The organism is Streptomyces sp. NPDC027189 (assembly GCF_055566975.1).
Window position 1 is genome coordinate 25,449 of the sequence record NZ_JBVHRI010000002.1, and the last position, 13,845, is coordinate 39,293.

Annotated in this window: 14 protein-coding genes and 3 pseudogenes; 9 read left to right on the top strand and 8 right to left on the bottom strand. The window is 70.2% G+C overall.

Annotated elements, in window-relative coordinates:
- The first annotated feature begins 8 nt into the window (after nt 1-8).
- The 4 genes from urtB to urtE are packed head-to-tail and all read left to right on the top strand — an operon-like array spanning nt 9 to nt 3,547.
- Nucleotides 9-905: an urea ABC transporter permease subunit UrtB gene (urtB, locus tag ACZ4RZ_RS04735; RefSeq protein ID WP_467742028.1), complete on the top strand. Its 897-nt coding sequence runs from the start codon at nt 9-11 to the stop codon at nt 903-905.
- Nucleotides 902-2,017 (top strand): urea ABC transporter permease subunit UrtC, encoded by a 1,116-nt coding sequence (gene urtC / locus ACZ4RZ_RS04740; RefSeq protein WP_467742029.1) that lies wholly within the window; start codon nt 902-904, stop codon nt 2,015-2,017. The genes urtB and urtC overlap by 4 nt, the downstream gene beginning before the upstream one ends.
- Nucleotides 2,014-2,844, top strand: coding sequence for an urea ABC transporter ATP-binding protein UrtD (gene urtD, locus ACZ4RZ_RS04745; protein ID WP_467742031.1), 831 nt, complete (start codon nt 2,014-2,016; stop codon nt 2,842-2,844). The genes urtC and urtD overlap by 4 nt, the downstream gene beginning before the upstream one ends.
- Before the next feature lie 10 nt (nt 2,845-2,854).
- The gene (gene urtE, locus ACZ4RZ_RS04750; RefSeq protein ID WP_467743047.1) at nt 2,855-3,547 is read left to right on the top strand and encodes an urea ABC transporter ATP-binding subunit UrtE; all 693 of its coding nucleotides are present in this window, start codon (nt 2,855-2,857) and stop codon (nt 3,545-3,547) included.
- Here the strand turns inward: urtE and ACZ4RZ_RS04755 are convergent.
- Nucleotides 3,537-4,739 carry an RNA polymerase sigma factor gene (locus ACZ4RZ_RS04755; RefSeq protein ID WP_467742033.1) on the bottom strand — a complete coding sequence of 401 codons (1,203 nt, stop codon included), beginning with the start codon at nt 4,737-4,739 and terminating at the stop codon, nt 3,537-3,539. The two genes, urtE and ACZ4RZ_RS04755, sit on opposite strands and share 11 nt — an antisense overlap.
- Nucleotides 4,739-5,086 (bottom strand): YciI family protein, encoded by a 348-nt coding sequence (locus ACZ4RZ_RS04760; RefSeq protein WP_467742035.1) that lies wholly within the window; start codon nt 5,084-5,086, stop codon nt 4,739-4,741. Before ACZ4RZ_RS04760 ends, ACZ4RZ_RS04755 begins: the two co-directional genes overlap by 1 nt.
- Before the next feature lie 107 nt (nt 5,087-5,193).
- Between ACZ4RZ_RS04760 and ACZ4RZ_RS04765 the strand changes: the two genes are divergently transcribed.
- Nucleotides 5,194-6,297 carry an acyl-CoA dehydrogenase family protein gene (locus ACZ4RZ_RS04765; RefSeq protein WP_467742037.1) on the top strand — a complete coding sequence of 368 codons (1,104 nt, stop codon included), beginning with the start codon at nt 5,194-5,196 and terminating at the stop codon, nt 6,295-6,297.
- 222 nt (nt 6,298-6,519) lie between these two features.
- Nucleotides 6,520-7,743, top strand: coding sequence for a GDSL-type esterase/lipase family protein (locus tag ACZ4RZ_RS04770; protein WP_467742039.1), 1,224 nt, complete (start codon nt 6,520-6,522; stop codon nt 7,741-7,743).
- Between the two features lie 10 nt (nt 7,744-7,753).
- Here the strand turns inward: ACZ4RZ_RS04770 and ACZ4RZ_RS04775 are convergent, their stop codons facing one another.
- The 5 genes and pseudogenes from ACZ4RZ_RS04775 to ACZ4RZ_RS04795 all read right to left on the bottom strand — a co-directional run bounded on the left by ACZ4RZ_RS04775 (nt 7,754) and on the right by ACZ4RZ_RS04795 (nt 10,827).
- Nucleotides 7,754-8,896 (bottom strand): LLM class flavin-dependent oxidoreductase, encoded by a 1,143-nt coding sequence (locus ACZ4RZ_RS04775; protein WP_467742041.1) that lies wholly within the window; start codon nt 8,894-8,896, stop codon nt 7,754-7,756.
- A gap of 91 nt (nt 8,897-8,987) precedes the next feature.
- Nucleotides 8,988-9,386, bottom strand: a pseudogene (locus ACZ4RZ_RS04780) (acyl-CoA dehydrogenase family protein); the annotation flags it as partial.
- A 4-nt stretch (nt 9,387-9,390) separates the two neighbouring features.
- A complete protein-coding gene (gene ssuE, locus ACZ4RZ_RS04785) occupies nt 9,391-9,945 on the bottom strand; it encodes an NADPH-dependent FMN reductase (RefSeq protein ID WP_467742043.1) in 555 nt (184 codons plus the stop codon).
- 44 nt (nt 9,946-9,989) lie between these two features.
- A pseudogene (locus tag ACZ4RZ_RS04790) lies at nt 9,990-10,487 on the bottom strand (LLM class flavin-dependent oxidoreductase); the annotation flags it as partial.
- A gap of 256 nt (nt 10,488-10,743) precedes the next feature.
- Nucleotides 10,744-10,827: a putative leader peptide gene (locus ACZ4RZ_RS04795; RefSeq protein ID WP_355794513.1), complete on the bottom strand. Its 84-nt coding sequence runs from the start codon at nt 10,825-10,827 to the stop codon at nt 10,744-10,746.
- 137 nt (nt 10,828-10,964) lie between these two features.
- Here ACZ4RZ_RS04795 and ACZ4RZ_RS04800 point away from each other — a divergent pair.
- Nucleotides 10,965-11,180: pseudogene (locus ACZ4RZ_RS04800) on the top strand (LysR family transcriptional regulator); the annotation flags it as partial.
- A 666-nt stretch (nt 11,181-11,846) separates the two neighbouring features.
- The gene (locus ACZ4RZ_RS04805) at nt 11,847-11,984 is read left to right on the top strand and encodes a hypothetical protein (RefSeq protein WP_467742045.1); all 138 of its coding nucleotides are present in this window, start codon (nt 11,847-11,849) and stop codon (nt 11,982-11,984) included.
- 28 nt (nt 11,985-12,012) lie between these two features.
- On the opposite strand, the gene ACZ4RZ_RS04810 is transcribed toward ACZ4RZ_RS04805, so the two are convergent.
- On the bottom strand, nt 12,013-12,465 hold the full coding sequence (locus tag ACZ4RZ_RS04810) for an Lrp/AsnC family transcriptional regulator (protein WP_388880140.1): 453 nt from the start codon (nt 12,463-12,465) through the stop codon (nt 12,013-12,015).
- 144 nt (nt 12,466-12,609) lie between these two features.
- Between ACZ4RZ_RS04810 and ACZ4RZ_RS04815 the strand changes: the two genes are divergently transcribed.
- Nucleotides 12,610-13,803, top strand: a complete 1,194-nt coding sequence (locus ACZ4RZ_RS04815) for a DMT family transporter (protein ID WP_467742047.1) — start codon at nt 12,610-12,612, stop codon at nt 13,801-13,803.
- Nucleotides 13,804-13,845: the final 42 nt, after the last annotated feature.

Consider the following 13,845-nt stretch of genomic DNA (forward strand, 5'->3'; position numbering starts at 1 on the left):
GCCGCCCCATGACCGTGATCCTCGGGCAGATGTTCACCGGTGTCAGTATCGGTGCCGTTCTGCTGCTCATCGCGCTCGGCCTGTCGCTCACCTTCGGCCAGATGAATGTCATCAACATGGCCCACGGCGAGTTCATCATGGCCGGCGCCTACACGACGTACGTCCTTCAGAAGTCCATTTCCAGCGCAGGGATTTCACTCATCGTCGCGCTGCCCGTCGCATTTCTTGTGTCGGGCGCTCTCGGCGCGCTGCTGGAATGGCTGCTCATTCGCCGCCTTTATCTCCGTCCCCTCGACACACTTCTCGTCACCTGGGGTGTCTCACTGATGCTCCAGCAGCTCGCACGCGACATCTTCGGCGCGCCGAACGTGCAGACCCGCGCACCCGATGCGCTCACCGGCAACATCACCGTCATCGGCGGCGACGATCCGCTCACCTTCGCCAACAGCCGTCTGTTCATTCTGGGGCTGGCGATCGCGGCGGTCGTCGCACTGTCGCTGACGCTCCGGCTGACGCCGCTCGGGCGGCGCATCCGCGCCGTCGTGCAGAACCGGGATCTGGCCGAGGTGTCCGGCATCTCCACCGGCCGGGTCGACCGCACCGCGTTCTTCATCGGGTCCGGACTCGCCGGAGTCGCCGGGGTCGCGCTCACGCTGGTCGGTCCGATCGGGCCCACGATGGGCACCAACGTCATCATCGACGCCTTCCTGGTGATCGTGGTCGGCGGCATCGGGCAGCTCAAGGGCAGCGTGATCGTCGCCTTCGCGCTGGGCGTGCTGCAGTCCGTCCTGGAGTACTCCACCACCATCAGCGTCGCGAAGGTGCTGGTCCTCGTGGCCATCGTCGCGTTCCTCCAGTGGCGGCCCCAGGGGCTGTACACGCTGCGCACGAGGAGCCTCGTATGACCACCACCACTCCGGTTGCCGCGCAGACGAAGCAACCCACCTCGGTCAAGGACCGGTTCGCCGCCGCGCGTCCAGCGGCCGGCTTCGCCGCGGCCGCTCTCGTGCTCTTCGCCGTAGCGCCGCTCGCGCTCTCCGACTTCCGGCTCGCGCTGCTCGCCAAGTACCTGTGCACGGCCATGGTCGCGGTCGGCATCTGTCTGGCCTGGGGCCGCGGCGGGTTGCTGACGCTCGGGCAGGGCGTCTTCTTCGGGCTCGGCGGTTACGCCATGGCGATGCACCTGAAGATCGCGGACGCCGGGCCCGGCAACCTGCCCGACTTCATGCAGCTGTACGGGACGGCGACCGAACTGCCATGGTGGTGGCGGCCGTTCGCGAACCCGGCCTTCGCGCTCGCCGCGACCGTGCTGCTGCCGATGGCCGTCGCCGCCCTCCTCGGATCGTTCATTTTCCGGCGCCGGGTCAAGGGCGCCTACTTCGCGATCCTCAGCCAGGCGCTCGCCGCGGCCTTCGCGATCTGGCTGATCGGCCAGCAGGCCACGACCGGTGGCACCAACGGACTCACCGACATCCAGGGCTTCTTCGGCTACGACCTCGACGACCCGGTCAACCAGCGGATGGTGTACTTCATCATCGCCGCGGTCCTGCTCCTGCTGATCGCCCTGGCCCGCCAGCTCATCCACAGCCGCTACGGCGAACTCCTCGTCGCCGTACGGGATTCGGAGGAGCGGGTGCGCTTCCTCGGGTACGACCCGGCGAACGTGAAGCTCGTCGCGTACGTCGTGGCGGCGGGCATGGCCGGGCTCGCGGGCGCCCTGTTCGTGCCCGCGGTCGGCATCATCTCCCCCGCGCTGATCGGCATCGTGCCGTCCATCGAGCTGGTGATCGGGGCCGCGGTCGGCGGCCGCGCGAGCCTGGTGGGCGCGGTGCTCGGCGCGATCGGCGTCGCCTGGGCCAAGACGGCCCTGTCAGAGGAGTTCCCCGCGGCCTGGACGTACTTCCAGGGGCTGCTGTTCATCGTGGCCCTGGCCTTCCTGCCGGGCGGTCTCGCCTCGCTGGTGGGGATCGTGCGGCGGCGCAGGTCGAACCGAGCACTCGCTGGAGACGTGGCATGACTGAGCTTTCGGGCAGCACTGAGCTTTCAGGTCTTGAGATACGGGGACTCCGGGTGTCCTTCGACGGTTTCACCGCCGTCGACGGCGTGGACCTCGACGTGCGGCCGGGCGATCTGCGCTTCCTCATCGGGCCGAACGGCGCGGGCAAGACGACCCTGGTCGACGCCGTCACCGGTCTGGTGAAAGCGGAGGGGTCGGTGCGCTTCGGGGGCGAGGACATCCTCGGCCGCAGTGTGCACAGGATCGCCCGCTCCGGGATCGGCCGGACCTTCCAGACGGCCACCGTCTTCGAGGAGTTGACGGTGCTTCAGAACCTGGACATCGCGGCGGGAGCGGGCCGGGGCGCGCTGACGATGCTACGGCGCCGCAAGGGCGTGCCGGAGTCCGTCGCCCGCGCGCTGGAGACGGTGGGTCTCACGGAGCTCGCCGACAGCCCGGCCGGGACGCTCGCGCACGGCCAGAAGCAGTGGCTGGAGATCGGCATGCTGCTCGTGCAGGACGTACGGCTGCTGCTGCTCGACGAGCCGGTCGCGGGCATGGGCCACGACGAACGGCAGGCCACCGGCGAGCTGTTGGAGCTCATCAGCCAGGAGCGGACCGTGGTCGTCATCGAGCACGACATGGACTTCATGCGCTCCTTCGCGCGCAGCGTCAGCGTGCTGCACGCGGGCAAGGTCCTCAGCGAGGGGACGGTGGCCGAGGTGCAGGCGGATCCGAAGGTGCAGGAGGTGTACCTCGGGCACGCGGCCACCGAGGACGCACACGACACGGCGGCCTCCGAGGACGTACGCGACACCGCGGCCCCCGCGGCCGTACAGGAGGCGTGAGGCAGTCATGATGCTGGAGATCCAGGACATCCGGGTCGGCTACCACCGCAGCACCGTCCTGCACGGGGTCTCGGTCGAGGTGCCGAGGGACGGCGTCGCCGCCGTGCTCGGGCACAACGGCGCCGGGAAGAGCACCCTGCTCCGGGCGGCCGTCGGACTGCTCACCCCGCAGAGCGGCGCCGTCCGCCTCGACGGCGAGGACATCACCCGCCGCAAGCCCCATGAGCGGGTGGCGCGCGGCATGGCCTACGTCCCGCAGGGCCAGCAGGCCTTCCCGCATCTCACCACCGCCGAGAACCTCCAGCTGGTCGCGGACGGGCGGCGGCGGGGCAAGGAGGCGATCGCCGAGGCGCTGGACCTGTTCCCCGCGCTGCGCTCGCTGGCGAGCCGCCGCGCGGGCCTGCTCTCCGGCGGCCAGCGACAGCAACTCGCCATCGCCCGCGCCCTGGTGACGGAGCCTCGGATCCTCCTCCTCGACGAGCCCACCGAGGGCATCCAGCCCTCCGTCGTCGCCGAGATCGAGGAGACGATCCTCGCACTGGCCGCCCGCGGCGGCCTCTCGGTGCTCCTGGTCGAGCAGCACGTCGGCTTCGCGATGCGCGCGGCGCAGCGGTACTACCTCCTGGAGGCCGGCCGGGTCACCTCCTCCGGGGAGGGCGGCCAGGACGCCGAGCGGTCCGTACGGGAGGCGCTCAGCGTGTGACTCCGTCGCGTATCAGCGCGGCCCGCGACCGTTCGAGACAGGCGCGCTCCCCCGCGCTCTCGGTGAGCGCGATGGCCGCCTCGTACGCCCCCACGGCCTCGGTGCGGCGGCCCAGGCGGCGCAGCAGATCCGCTCGCACGGCGTGGAAGGCGTGGTAGCCGTCCAGGTCCAGCGCGTCGACGAGCGCGAGAGCCGGCTCCGGTCCCTCGACCTCGGCCACCGCGACGGCGCGGTTGAGGGCCACCACGGGGCTGGGGGCGAGGGCCATGAGCTGGTCGTACAGCTGGAGGATCTGGCCCCAGTCCGTGGCGGCGGCGGTCGGGGCGTCGCTGTGTACGGCGTTGATCGCGGCCTGGATCTGGTAGGGACCCGGGCGGTTCAGGCGCAGGCACCGGCGTACGAGGGACTGGCCCTCGACGATCAGTGCGCGGTCCCACCGGGAGCGGTCCTGGTCGGCGAGGAGGACCAGGTCTCCGGCCGGTGTCGCGCGGGCGGGCCGTCGGGCCTCGATGAGGAGCATCAGAGCGAACAGGCCGAGGACCTCGGGCTCGTCCGGCATGAGTTCGGCCAGCAGACGACCCAGGCGGAGGGCCTCGGCGCAGAGGGCCTCGCGGCCGCCGTAGCCCTCGTTGAAGATGAGGTAGACGACCGCCAGCACTCCTTTGACGCGGTCCGGGAGGTCGGCGTCGCGCGGGATGCGGTACGGGATGCGGGCGTCACGGATCTTGGCCTTGGCCCTCACCAGTCGCTGGGCCATGGTGGGCTCGGGCACGAGGAAGGCGCGCGCGATCTGCGGGGTGGTCAGACCGCCGAGGAGTCTCAGGGTGAGGGCGACCTGGGCCTGGGTGGCGAGGGCGGGATGGCAGCAGGTGAAGATCAGGCGGAGCCGGTCGTCGCGCACGGGGCCCTCCTCGGGCGGTTCGTCCGGTGCGTACAGCTGGGCCGCCTCGGCGTGCCGGGCCTCTCGCGTGGACTCGCGGCGGAGCCGGTCGATGGCCCGGTTCCGGGCGGTGGTGATGATCCACCCGGCAGGGCTCGGCGGTATGCCCGTCTCCGGCCACTTCTGCACCGCCGTGGTGAACGCGTCCTGCACCGCTTCCTCAGCGAGGTCGATGTCGCCGAGGAAACGGATGAGGACGGCGACCGCGCGGCCGTACTCCGCGCGGAAGACATCCTCGATGCCGGCAGTCATCAGGCTTCGCCCATGAAGGGCCGCACCTCGATGGGAAGTGTGGTCGCCACGGTCGCCTTGCGGCCCCATTCGAGCGCCGCGTCGAGGTCGGGGGCCTTGATGAGGCAGATACCGCCCAGGTACTCCTTGCTCTCGGTGTACGGGCCGTCGGTGACCAGGACCTCCCCGTCCTTGGCGCGCAGCACCGTGGCCGTCTCCGGCCCGTGCAGTCCCCCGGCGAACACCCAGGCACCGGCCTCCCGCAGCTCCGCGTGGAAGACATCGAGGTTGTGCATGATCTCTTCCAGGACCTCGGGCGCGGGCGGTTCGCCCTGCGGCTGCATCACGCTCAAGAGGTAGTACTTCATGAGGTGTCCTCCTCGGTGGTCTCTCGCATGGGGTGGTCTTCACTGACTACACGAACGCGGCAGCGCCGGATCGACACACGCCACGACAACAGCGGGAGATTCTTTCGATGACCACCCCACCGCATCCGCTCGTCACCCGCGCCCGGCAGCTGGCTGCCGAGGTGCTGGCGCCCCAGGCGGAGCGCGTGGACCAGGAGGGTGTGCCGGCGAGCAGTATCGAGGCGGTCAAGCGATCGGGGCTGCTCGGAGTGAGCGCGCCGGTGGAGTACGGCGGGTCGGCGGCGCCGGCCGCGGTGGCCCGGGAGACCGCCGAGATCCTGGCCGGGGCGTGCTGCTCGACCTGGTTCGTACAGACCCAGCACCACACACCGGTGATGACACTGGCCAAGAGCGAACTCACGGTGCGGGAACGGCTGTTGGGACCGCTCGCGAAGGGGGAGCTGCTGTCCGGGGTCGCCTACGCGCAGCTGCGCGCGTATCCGCGCATCCCGGTCCGGGTCACGCGTGAGCACGGCGGCTGGCGCTTCGACGGGACGGTGCCCTGGTACACGGGCTGGGGGTTGAACGACGTGATGCTCCTCGCCGGTGTGACGGACGCCGACGAGGCGCTGTTCGCGTTCACCGAGGCGCGCGAACAACCGGGCCTGCGTCCCTCCCCCGCGATGCGGCTCGCCGCGCTCACCGCCTCCCGGACGGTCTCGCTGGAGCTGGACAGCCTGTGGCTGCCGGACGACGCGGTCGCGCTGCGTACGCCGTACGAGACCTGGGCGGCCACCGATCGCCCGAAGAACACCAACGCCTCACCGGCCGTCTTCGGCATCACGGCGTCGGCGCTCGACCTGCTGGACTCGCCGGACGGCGATCCTGCCGCCCAGGAGACCGCGCATGCGCTGCGCGCCCGCCTCGACGAGGTGAGGCGGCAGGCATACGCGCTGGCCGACCACCCGGTTCCGAGCGAGCGGATCGAGGAGCGGCTGGCGGCCAAGACGCGGGCGTACGACGTGATGCGCGCGGCCACGACCGCGGCGGTCGTGGCCGGGGGCGGGCGGTCGATGGACCTGGGCAGCCCGGCGCAGCGGCTGGCCCGGGAGGGGATGTTCCTGCTGGTACAGGGGCAGACGGCCGAGGTGCGCAGGGCACACCTCGGGTCGCTGTCCCTCGTGGACCAGGGCGCGTCGCGGGGCAGGCGGGAAGGTGACGGCAGGCCATAGCCAGGCGGTGTCTCCCCGATCACGGGCGGACGGTCCGCACGACGGCAGACGGTGCCGGGTCGGTGGATGGTGGCGCCGATCGCCCTGGTGGGCGGCGACCCGCCCCGGACGTCCGGTCGGATGCCGTGCCGGATGGAGACGTCCGGCCCCGTCGGCATCGAGCACGAGGGTGGGGGCGGAAAAGCATGTGCGCATCGGGTATCCGGTTGACAGGCTGAGATCATGCCCCGTCAGCACGACGCCGTCCCCAGCTCCTCCGCCACGCCCCGGGCAGCGAACTGGACCACCACGCCCGTCACCGCGGACCTCCTGCGTGGCGCCTTGGACGTGGAGCGAACCGAGCACGGGGTGCTGCCGCACCGGCTGCCCGCCCGGGCCCGCGCACAGTGTGCCGACGGGCAGCTGGCCATGGCGGAGGCCCAGCCCTCCGGCGTACGGCTGGTGTTCCGCACCCGGGCCACCGCCGTCGAACTGGACACACTCCGCACCAAGATGGCCTATCAGGGCGCCCCGCCCCGTCCGGACGGCGTGTACGACCTGCTCGTCGACGGACGACTCACCGCCCAGGCCGGCACGACCGGCGGAAACGTCCTGATGGTGGACATGACCACCGGCTCCATGGAAACCCGGCCCGGCCCGGTCGGCACCGTCCGTTTCACCGGTCTGCCCGAGGGTGGGAAGAACGTCGAGATCTGGCTCCCCCACAACGAGATCACCCAGCTGGTCGCCCTGCGCACCGACGCCCCCGTCGAGGCCGCGGCGGAGCAGGGCCGCAGGGTGTGGCTGCACCACGGCAGTTCGATCAGCCACGGTTCCGACGCCGCGAGCCCCACCACGACCTGGCCGGCGCTGGCCGCCTCCCGCGGCGGTGTGGAGCTGATCAACCTCGGTCTGGGCGGCAGCGCCCTGCTCGACCCGTTCACCGCCCGCGCCCTGCGGGACACCCCTGCGGACCTGATCAGCGTCAAGATCGGCATCAACCTGGTCAACGCGGACCTGATGCGGCTGCGCGCCTTCACTCCGGCGGTGCACGGGTTCCTCGACACCGTCCGCGAGGGGCATCCCACCACTCCGCTGCTGGTTGTCTCGCCCGTCCTGTGCCCCATCCACGAGGACACCCCCGGTCCGAGCATTCCGGACTTCAGCAACCTCAGCGAGGGCAAGCTCCAGTTCAAGGCCGCCGGCGACCCCTCAGAACGGGCCGGCGGGAAGCTCACGCTCAACGTCATCCGGGACGAACTGGCCCGCGTCGTGAAGCAGCGATCTGCCGAGGACCCGAACCTGCACTACCTCGACGGCCGCGACCTCTACGGCAAGGCGGACTTCGCCGAGCTGCCGCTGCCCGACCAGCTCCACCCGGACGCCGCCACACATCACCGTATCGGCGAACACTTCGCCGCCCTGGCCTTCGACACGGGCGGACCGTTCGCCGCCGGGGGTGCATGAGACGCTCCGCCTACCTCGCGAACGGCACCTGCGCGGACGGGGCGGCGGGCTGGGCGAACGGGTGCTGCCACAGCCCCCGGGCGGCGAGGCGCGGCAGGACGCCCTCGCCGAACCAGTACGCCTCCTCCAGGTGCGGGTAGCCGGAGAGCACGAACTCCTCGATGCCGAGGCGGTGGTACTCGGTGATGCGCTGGGCGACCTCGTCGTGGCTGCCGACGAGAGCGGTGCCAGCGCCGCCGCGGACCAAGCCGATCCCGGCCCACAGGTTGGGGTGGATCTCGAGGCCGTCCCGATTGCCGCCGTGGAGTGCGAGCATGCGCTGCTGCCCCTCCGATTCGCTGCGGGCGAGCCCCGCCTGCACGGACTTCACGGTCTGCGGGTCGAAGCCGTCGAGGAGCTTGTGCGCCTCGGCCCAGGCCTGTTCGGAGGTGTCGCGGGTGATGACGTGCAGCCGGATGCCGAACCGGAGGGCGCGCCCTTGCTTCGCCGCCAGTCCCCGGATCCAGGCGATCTTCTCGGCGACCTGGGCGGGCGGTTCGCCCCAGGTCAGGTAGACGTCGACGTGACGGGCGGCGACTTCTCCGGCGAGCGGCGAGGAGCCGCCGAAGTACACCTCGGGGATCGGGTCGGGGACCCGGGCGAGTCTGGCGTCCTCGACCTGGAGGTGCTCGCCGGACAGGTCGACGGTCTTGCCGTCCCACAAGTCCCGCACGATCTCCAGGAATTCGCCGGTACGGCGGTATCGGGCGTCCTTGTCGAGGAAGTCGCCGTAGGCACGCTGCTCGTGGCTCTCGCCGCCGGTGACGACATTGAGCAGAAGACGTCCACCGGTCTGCCGCTGGAAGGTGGACGCCATCTGCGCGGCGAGCGTGGGCGAGACGAAGCCGGGGCGGAACGCGACCAGGAACTTGAGCCGTTCGGTGTTCTGGCTGACCATCGCGGTGGTCAGCCAGGCGTCCTCGCACCAGGCGCCCGTGGGGGTGAGCGCGCCGACGAAACCCAGGTCCTCGGCGGCTCGGGCGATCTGGCTCAGATAGGCGACGGTCGGCGGCCGGTCCCGGCCGGAGGCGGTGGCCGGGGTGCCGTGGCCGCCGCCGACCACATGCCGGCTGTCGCCGTTGGTGGGCAGGAACCAGTGGAAGGTGAGGGACACGGCGGGGTTCTCCGATCGTGGGGGTATGTCAGCGAGGCGGTTACAGCAGGCCGCTGCGGTGCGGCCGTGTGCTGCTGAGGACGTGACGGCCGATGTGCTGGATGTGCTGGGTGCCGGCCTCCGACTGGGAGTTGCCGAAGCGCGGCCCGGCCAGGACTTCGCCGAAGAAGAACTCCCGTTGTTCCGGGGTCCCCTGACGGCGCACCACGTTCACGTACACGAAGTGGTTCTGCGGGATCCGGTCGAGGCCGGCATCCGCCGTGGCCAGGGTCCGGAAGATCTCCGCGAGGGTTTCCTGGCGCTCGTCCGCGCCGCCGTGCTCGGCGGGCACGGTCACGGCGAGCAGCCCGGATGCGCAGAGGCGCTCCAACTCCTCGTGCGGGAGCCCGCGTTCGGCGTCCCGTGCCGAGGCCCCGGCACGGAAGTCGTCCGCGAGCGCGGCTGCTTCGGCCAGGGCCTCCATGCCGTCAGCGATCACTTTGGCGGTCATGGTGTCAGCCCGCGGCCGCGAGCAGGGGTGTACGGCCCAGAAAGTCCGAGAATTGGTCGACCACCTGGGTCAGGGCCTCGGCCGTGCCCGGCGCCACGGTGACGCTGCCGTCCTCCCGCGTGGTGATGTCCTTGTCAAGGGTGAACCAGCCCTGGACTATGTGCGCTGCACCCATGGAGTTGAGCACCGGGCGCAGTGCGTAGTCGAGAGCGAGGACATGCGCGGTACTGCCTCCGGTGACCAGCGGCAACACCGTCTTGCCGGTCAGGGCGTACTGCGGGAGCAGGTCGAGCAGTGCCTTGAGCACACCGGAGTAGGCGGCCTTGTAGACAGGGGTGCCGATGACGACGCCGTCGGCGCGCGCGAAGAGTTCGGTCGCCTCGACGATGGCGGGATGCTTGAAGTCGGCGCCGAGCAGGGCCTCGGCGGGGATCGTGCGGACGTCGAGCGGGATCACATCATGGCCCTGTGCGACGAGCCGGGCGTCCAGATGGCGCAGGAGTCTGGCAGTGCGGGAGGTGACGGAGGGACTGCCGGAGACGGACAGGACGGTGGCCATGATTCCTCTTTCGTGAGCGGAACAGCGGAGTTCCAGGGTGGCTATCAGGCGTGCGCCGGTACGGACTCGGGCTCGGTGTCCGGCAGTTGGACCTCCAGCTCGCGGACGAGGGGCAGCACACAGCGGCCGAAGTACTCGACCCCTTCGTGGTGGTGCAGGAAGCCGAGCAGGAAGAGGTGGACGCCGAGCCGCTTGTAGGCGACGATCCGCTCGGCCATTTGCTCCCGGGTGCCGATCAGCCCCGTACGGAAGCCGTCGTTGTCCTGGACGAGGTCCTCACGGGCGGCGGTGGAATTGCCGCCCTGGAAGATCTCCGGGTGCGGGCGCCCGGGGGTGTCGAGGAGCTTGGGCTTGAGGGACAAGTCACGCAACCGGCGGAATTCATCGGCCAGTTCGGTGTGGTCCTCGGTCCGGATCTGGCGCAGGGCGCGGATGAACTCCTCGGAGCGGCGGTAGTGCTCGTCGTGCTCCGGCCAGGGTTCGCGGACGGCGGTGAACTCGCCCTCCTGCTCGATCTTGCTGGTGATACGGCCGCCGCTGACATTGGGCACCCAGTAGGCGAAGCGGACGGGTTCGGCGGCGGTGCCTGTTGCGGTGCCGGCTGCGGATTCTGTTGCGGACACGGAGAACTCCCGGTGTGCGGAACGAGGGCATGACGAATTGAGGCCCGGAAGTTCACAGGGAATGCGGGCGGTGAAATGGGTGCGGCAGCCAGGGGAATGCGTCGAGCTGCGCCGTGCGGGAGGAAATCACCGGGGCGGACCGGCCCGTGCGAAGGGGACCCTACCGTCGCGATCGTCAGGCTTCGCGGCAACAGAAGGAGCTGGAGACACGCGCGAGGTCGACATGGCGTCGCCGCGTGAGGTCCAGTCGCATCTTCATGTCGCCGATCGTCGCAGCCCCCGCTCAGGGCAGTCAAGGAATGGCCGACCGGTCTCGCATCCCGGACCACCTGATTTCACGAAGCCGTAATAGGGCAACCCTTGAGCACGGTGCGAGCGCGTCGGCAATGTGCTGCGGTGCGAATAGGGCAGCTGGAATACATCGTGGCGGTCACCCGGCTCGGCTCGCTGCGCCGGGCCGCGGAGGAACTCCATCCCTCCCAGTCGGCGCTGAGCAAGACCGTGCGGGATCTGGAGCGGGAACTCGGCGTCGATCTGCTGAAGCGCAAGCGGTCCGGGGCGAAGATGAGCGCCGAGGGGCGGGAGCTCCTGCCGCACATCATCAATGAGCTGTTTCCATCCTGAAGTTGCAGGTCGGACCGCTGGCACGAGCAGCAGTGGGGGTGTTCGTGCTGATCTCGGGCGTGATCGCTAGCAGGTGATCGTCCGCCGCGGGCGGTTTCCCGGGTTCTCCGGCCAGCGCGAGCGGGCCTTTCGTAGGTTCAGCGGTGAAAGGGATGCGCATGGTGGACGTGCTGACGTGGACGATCGAGCGGCGGGTTCAGCTGGCTGAGCGGGCCGAGTTGTTGCGCAAGGAGCTGGCCGGGATCGACGCGGAGGTGGCCCGGCTGGAGGCCGCCGAGGTGGTCTTCGGGCAGTGGGCCGAGGCGACGGACGGCGGAAGGCAGGCGTCGGGCATGGCGGGGCCAAAGCCGGAGCGGGTGGTGGTGGCGCCTGGTGCCGGCGGGATGCTGCTGGTGCCGCACCGGGCCAAGGGCGCTCCGCGCCTGGACCGGTCACGCCAGCTGAGAGAGCACGGAGGTCCGACTGCCCAGATCTGTCCGAACTTGAGGCTGATCCCCAAATCGTGGCGCCGGCGCAGATCATGCCGACCGACACGGCGTCAAAGAGCAGATCGACTGGGCGGCCGTCGAGCGCCGGCTGGGAACCCGCCTGCCCGCGAACTACAAGTCCTTCCTCGAGACCTACGGCGCCACGACGGGCGATGCCTCGGAGTCGGTGGCTCAGGAGTGGGAGCGGCGCGGTCTGCTGGTCCGGGCCTTCCCGGGCAGCGGCCTGAGGGTGACCGTGGGCAGCCCCGAAGCGAACGACCTGCTGATCGCGGCGGCCAAGGAGAGGGCACCACCGGCCCGGTGACGCGCCGCGAGCGGGGTCCGCGCCGGTGTCACGCCGGACCGATGACCTTCTTGCGCATGTGCCCGTAGACCACCGACGTCCGTACGTCGGCGAGTTCCGGGCGCTTCGTCAGCTTGTCCAGGACCACTGCGTGCAGATGGTCGGTGTCCCGGACCGCGACGTGCACGAGGAAGTCGTCGTTCCCGGTGAGCACGAAGATCGAGATGACCTCGGGCATCCCCTCCAGGAAGGTCTGGAAGGCCTCGATCACCGCACGTGTCGGCGGGCGGACCCGTACGGCGATCACCGCCTGCAGCCCGCGGCCGATCGCCGCGAGGTCTGCCTCCGCGTGAAATCCCGTCAGGATGCCGCTCCTGCGCAGCGACCGGATTCGCTCCAGACACGTGGACGGGGCGATACCGAGTTCCTGGGCCATGTCCCGGTTGGTGCGCCGACCGTCCTCCTGGAGCATCCGCACCAACGCCGAATCTAGTTCGTCCACGCTTGCCTCACCCCGCCGGATTCCGAAGGTAATTCGGACTCTTCGCATCACCTTCGATGATCTTGTTAGCCTCCAGCCTAGTTGACTGACGTTCGTTCGGTCACGGTGTGGTCGGCGGTCGGTGGTGGAGAGGGGCGACTTGATATGCGTGAACGAGGACCCACGGTGTGGGCGGTGTGTGCGGTCATGGCGGCCGCGCTGTTGTGGAGCAGTTCGTACGCGGTGACCAAGCAGGTGCTGGAGGATGTCGGCCCGCTCAGTGTCGGCGTCATCAGGTTCACCCTCGCGGCGTTACTCCTGGGCGTGATGGTACGGCTGAGCCGGCACCGCCCGGCCCGGCCAGACCCGCGGCAGCGGCGGCAGCTCTACCTGAGCGGGTTCCTCGGCATCACCGTGTACTTCATCCTGGAGAACGTCGGCGTCGACCTGTCCACGGCATCCGACGCGTCGCTAATCGTGGCCACGTACCCGCTGATGACGATGCTGGTGGAACTGGTCGTCTTCCGCACCCGGATGCCGCTGCTGAGGGTGACGGGCGTGCTGCTGGCCACCGTCGGCGCCTTCCTCGTCGTACGCAACGGGGCCGAGGTCGGCGGCAGTTCGCGCTGGCTGGGGGACATCCTGCTGCTGCTCGGCGGGCTGGCCTGGGCCGGCTACAACGTGCTCGGCAAGCGCGCGAGCGCCGGCCAGGACGCCGCGAGCGTCACCTACTACCAGACCCTGGCGGGCGCGGCCGGCTTCCTGCTCGCGTCCCTGCTGGAGGCCGACGACTGGCGGATGCCGGGCGCGATGGCCTCATCGCTGCTGGTCTACCTGGCCGTGGCGTGCTCGGTCGGCGGCTTCCTGCTCTACAACTACGGCCTGCGCAGGATGGCGTCGAGCCTCGCGGTCAACATCCTCAACCTGGTCCCGGTCTTCGGCGTCATCGGGGCCGTCGTGATCAACGGGGAGTCGATCCGGCTCGCCCAGGTGACGGGCGGCGTGATCGTCATCGTCGGGGTGGCGCTGGGCATGATCGAGCGGGGACAGGGAGCCAAGGCGAAGCCGGACGCGGGGGGAAGCGAGCCTTCCGGGACTGCGACCGCTCGGACTGCGGCCAAGGGGGGGGCCGTGCCAGACGAGCCCGAAGCGGCTGTACCGACCGCGCATGGAGTGATCGACGGGTCCTCTGCGGACCTGGGTCGAGGAGAACATCGCTCTGTGCCCTGGGCGGGCCGTGGTTGTTCGTCACGGACTGCCAACCCGTCGGGGGCCTTTGTGGTCGCGGCATCCTGGCGGATGCTCAGACCTGAACGGTCGCTCCGCTCGGACAGCCTTGATGGTCCAAGCGGATCGTAGAGGATGTGGCTGACCTGGGTCAGCCCAGTGCAGCCGGGGACT

Excerpts from the sequence above, each read along its gene's own strand:
- urtB (WP_467742028.1), top strand. The coding sequence starts at position 9 with ATGACCGTGATCCTCGGGCAGATGTTCACCGGTGTCAGTATCGGTGCC.
- urtC (WP_467742029.1), top strand. The coding sequence starts at position 902 with ATGACCACCACCACTCCGGTTGCCGCGCAGACGAAGCAACCCACCTCG.
- urtD (WP_467742031.1), top strand. The coding sequence starts at position 2,014 with ATGACTGAGCTTTCGGGCAGCACTGAGCTTTCAGGTCTTGAGATACGG.
- urtE (WP_467743047.1), top strand. The coding sequence starts at position 2,855 with ATGCTGGAGATCCAGGACATCCGGGTCGGCTACCACCGCAGCACCGTC.
- ACZ4RZ_RS04755 (WP_467742033.1), bottom strand. The coding sequence starts at position 4,739 with ATGACTGCCGGCATCGAGGATGTCTTCCGCGCGGAGTACGGCCGCGCG.
- ACZ4RZ_RS04760 (WP_467742035.1), bottom strand. The coding sequence starts at position 5,086 with ATGAAGTACTACCTCTTGAGCGTGATGCAGCCGCAGGGCGAACCGCCC.
- ACZ4RZ_RS04765 (WP_467742037.1), top strand. The coding sequence starts at position 5,194 with ATGACCACCCCACCGCATCCGCTCGTCACCCGCGCCCGGCAGCTGGCT.
- ACZ4RZ_RS04770 (WP_467742039.1), top strand. The coding sequence starts at position 6,520 with ATGCCCCGTCAGCACGACGCCGTCCCCAGCTCCTCCGCCACGCCCCGG.
- ssuE (WP_467742043.1), bottom strand. The coding sequence starts at position 9,945 with ATGGCCACCGTCCTGTCCGTCTCCGGCAGTCCCTCCGTCACCTCCCGC.
- ACZ4RZ_RS04795 (WP_355794513.1), bottom strand. The coding sequence starts at position 10,827 with ATGAAGATGCGACTGGACCTCACGCGGCGACGCCATGTCGACCTCGCG.
- ACZ4RZ_RS04815 (WP_467742047.1), top strand. The coding sequence starts at position 12,610 with ATGCGTGAACGAGGACCCACGGTGTGGGCGGTGTGTGCGGTCATGGCG.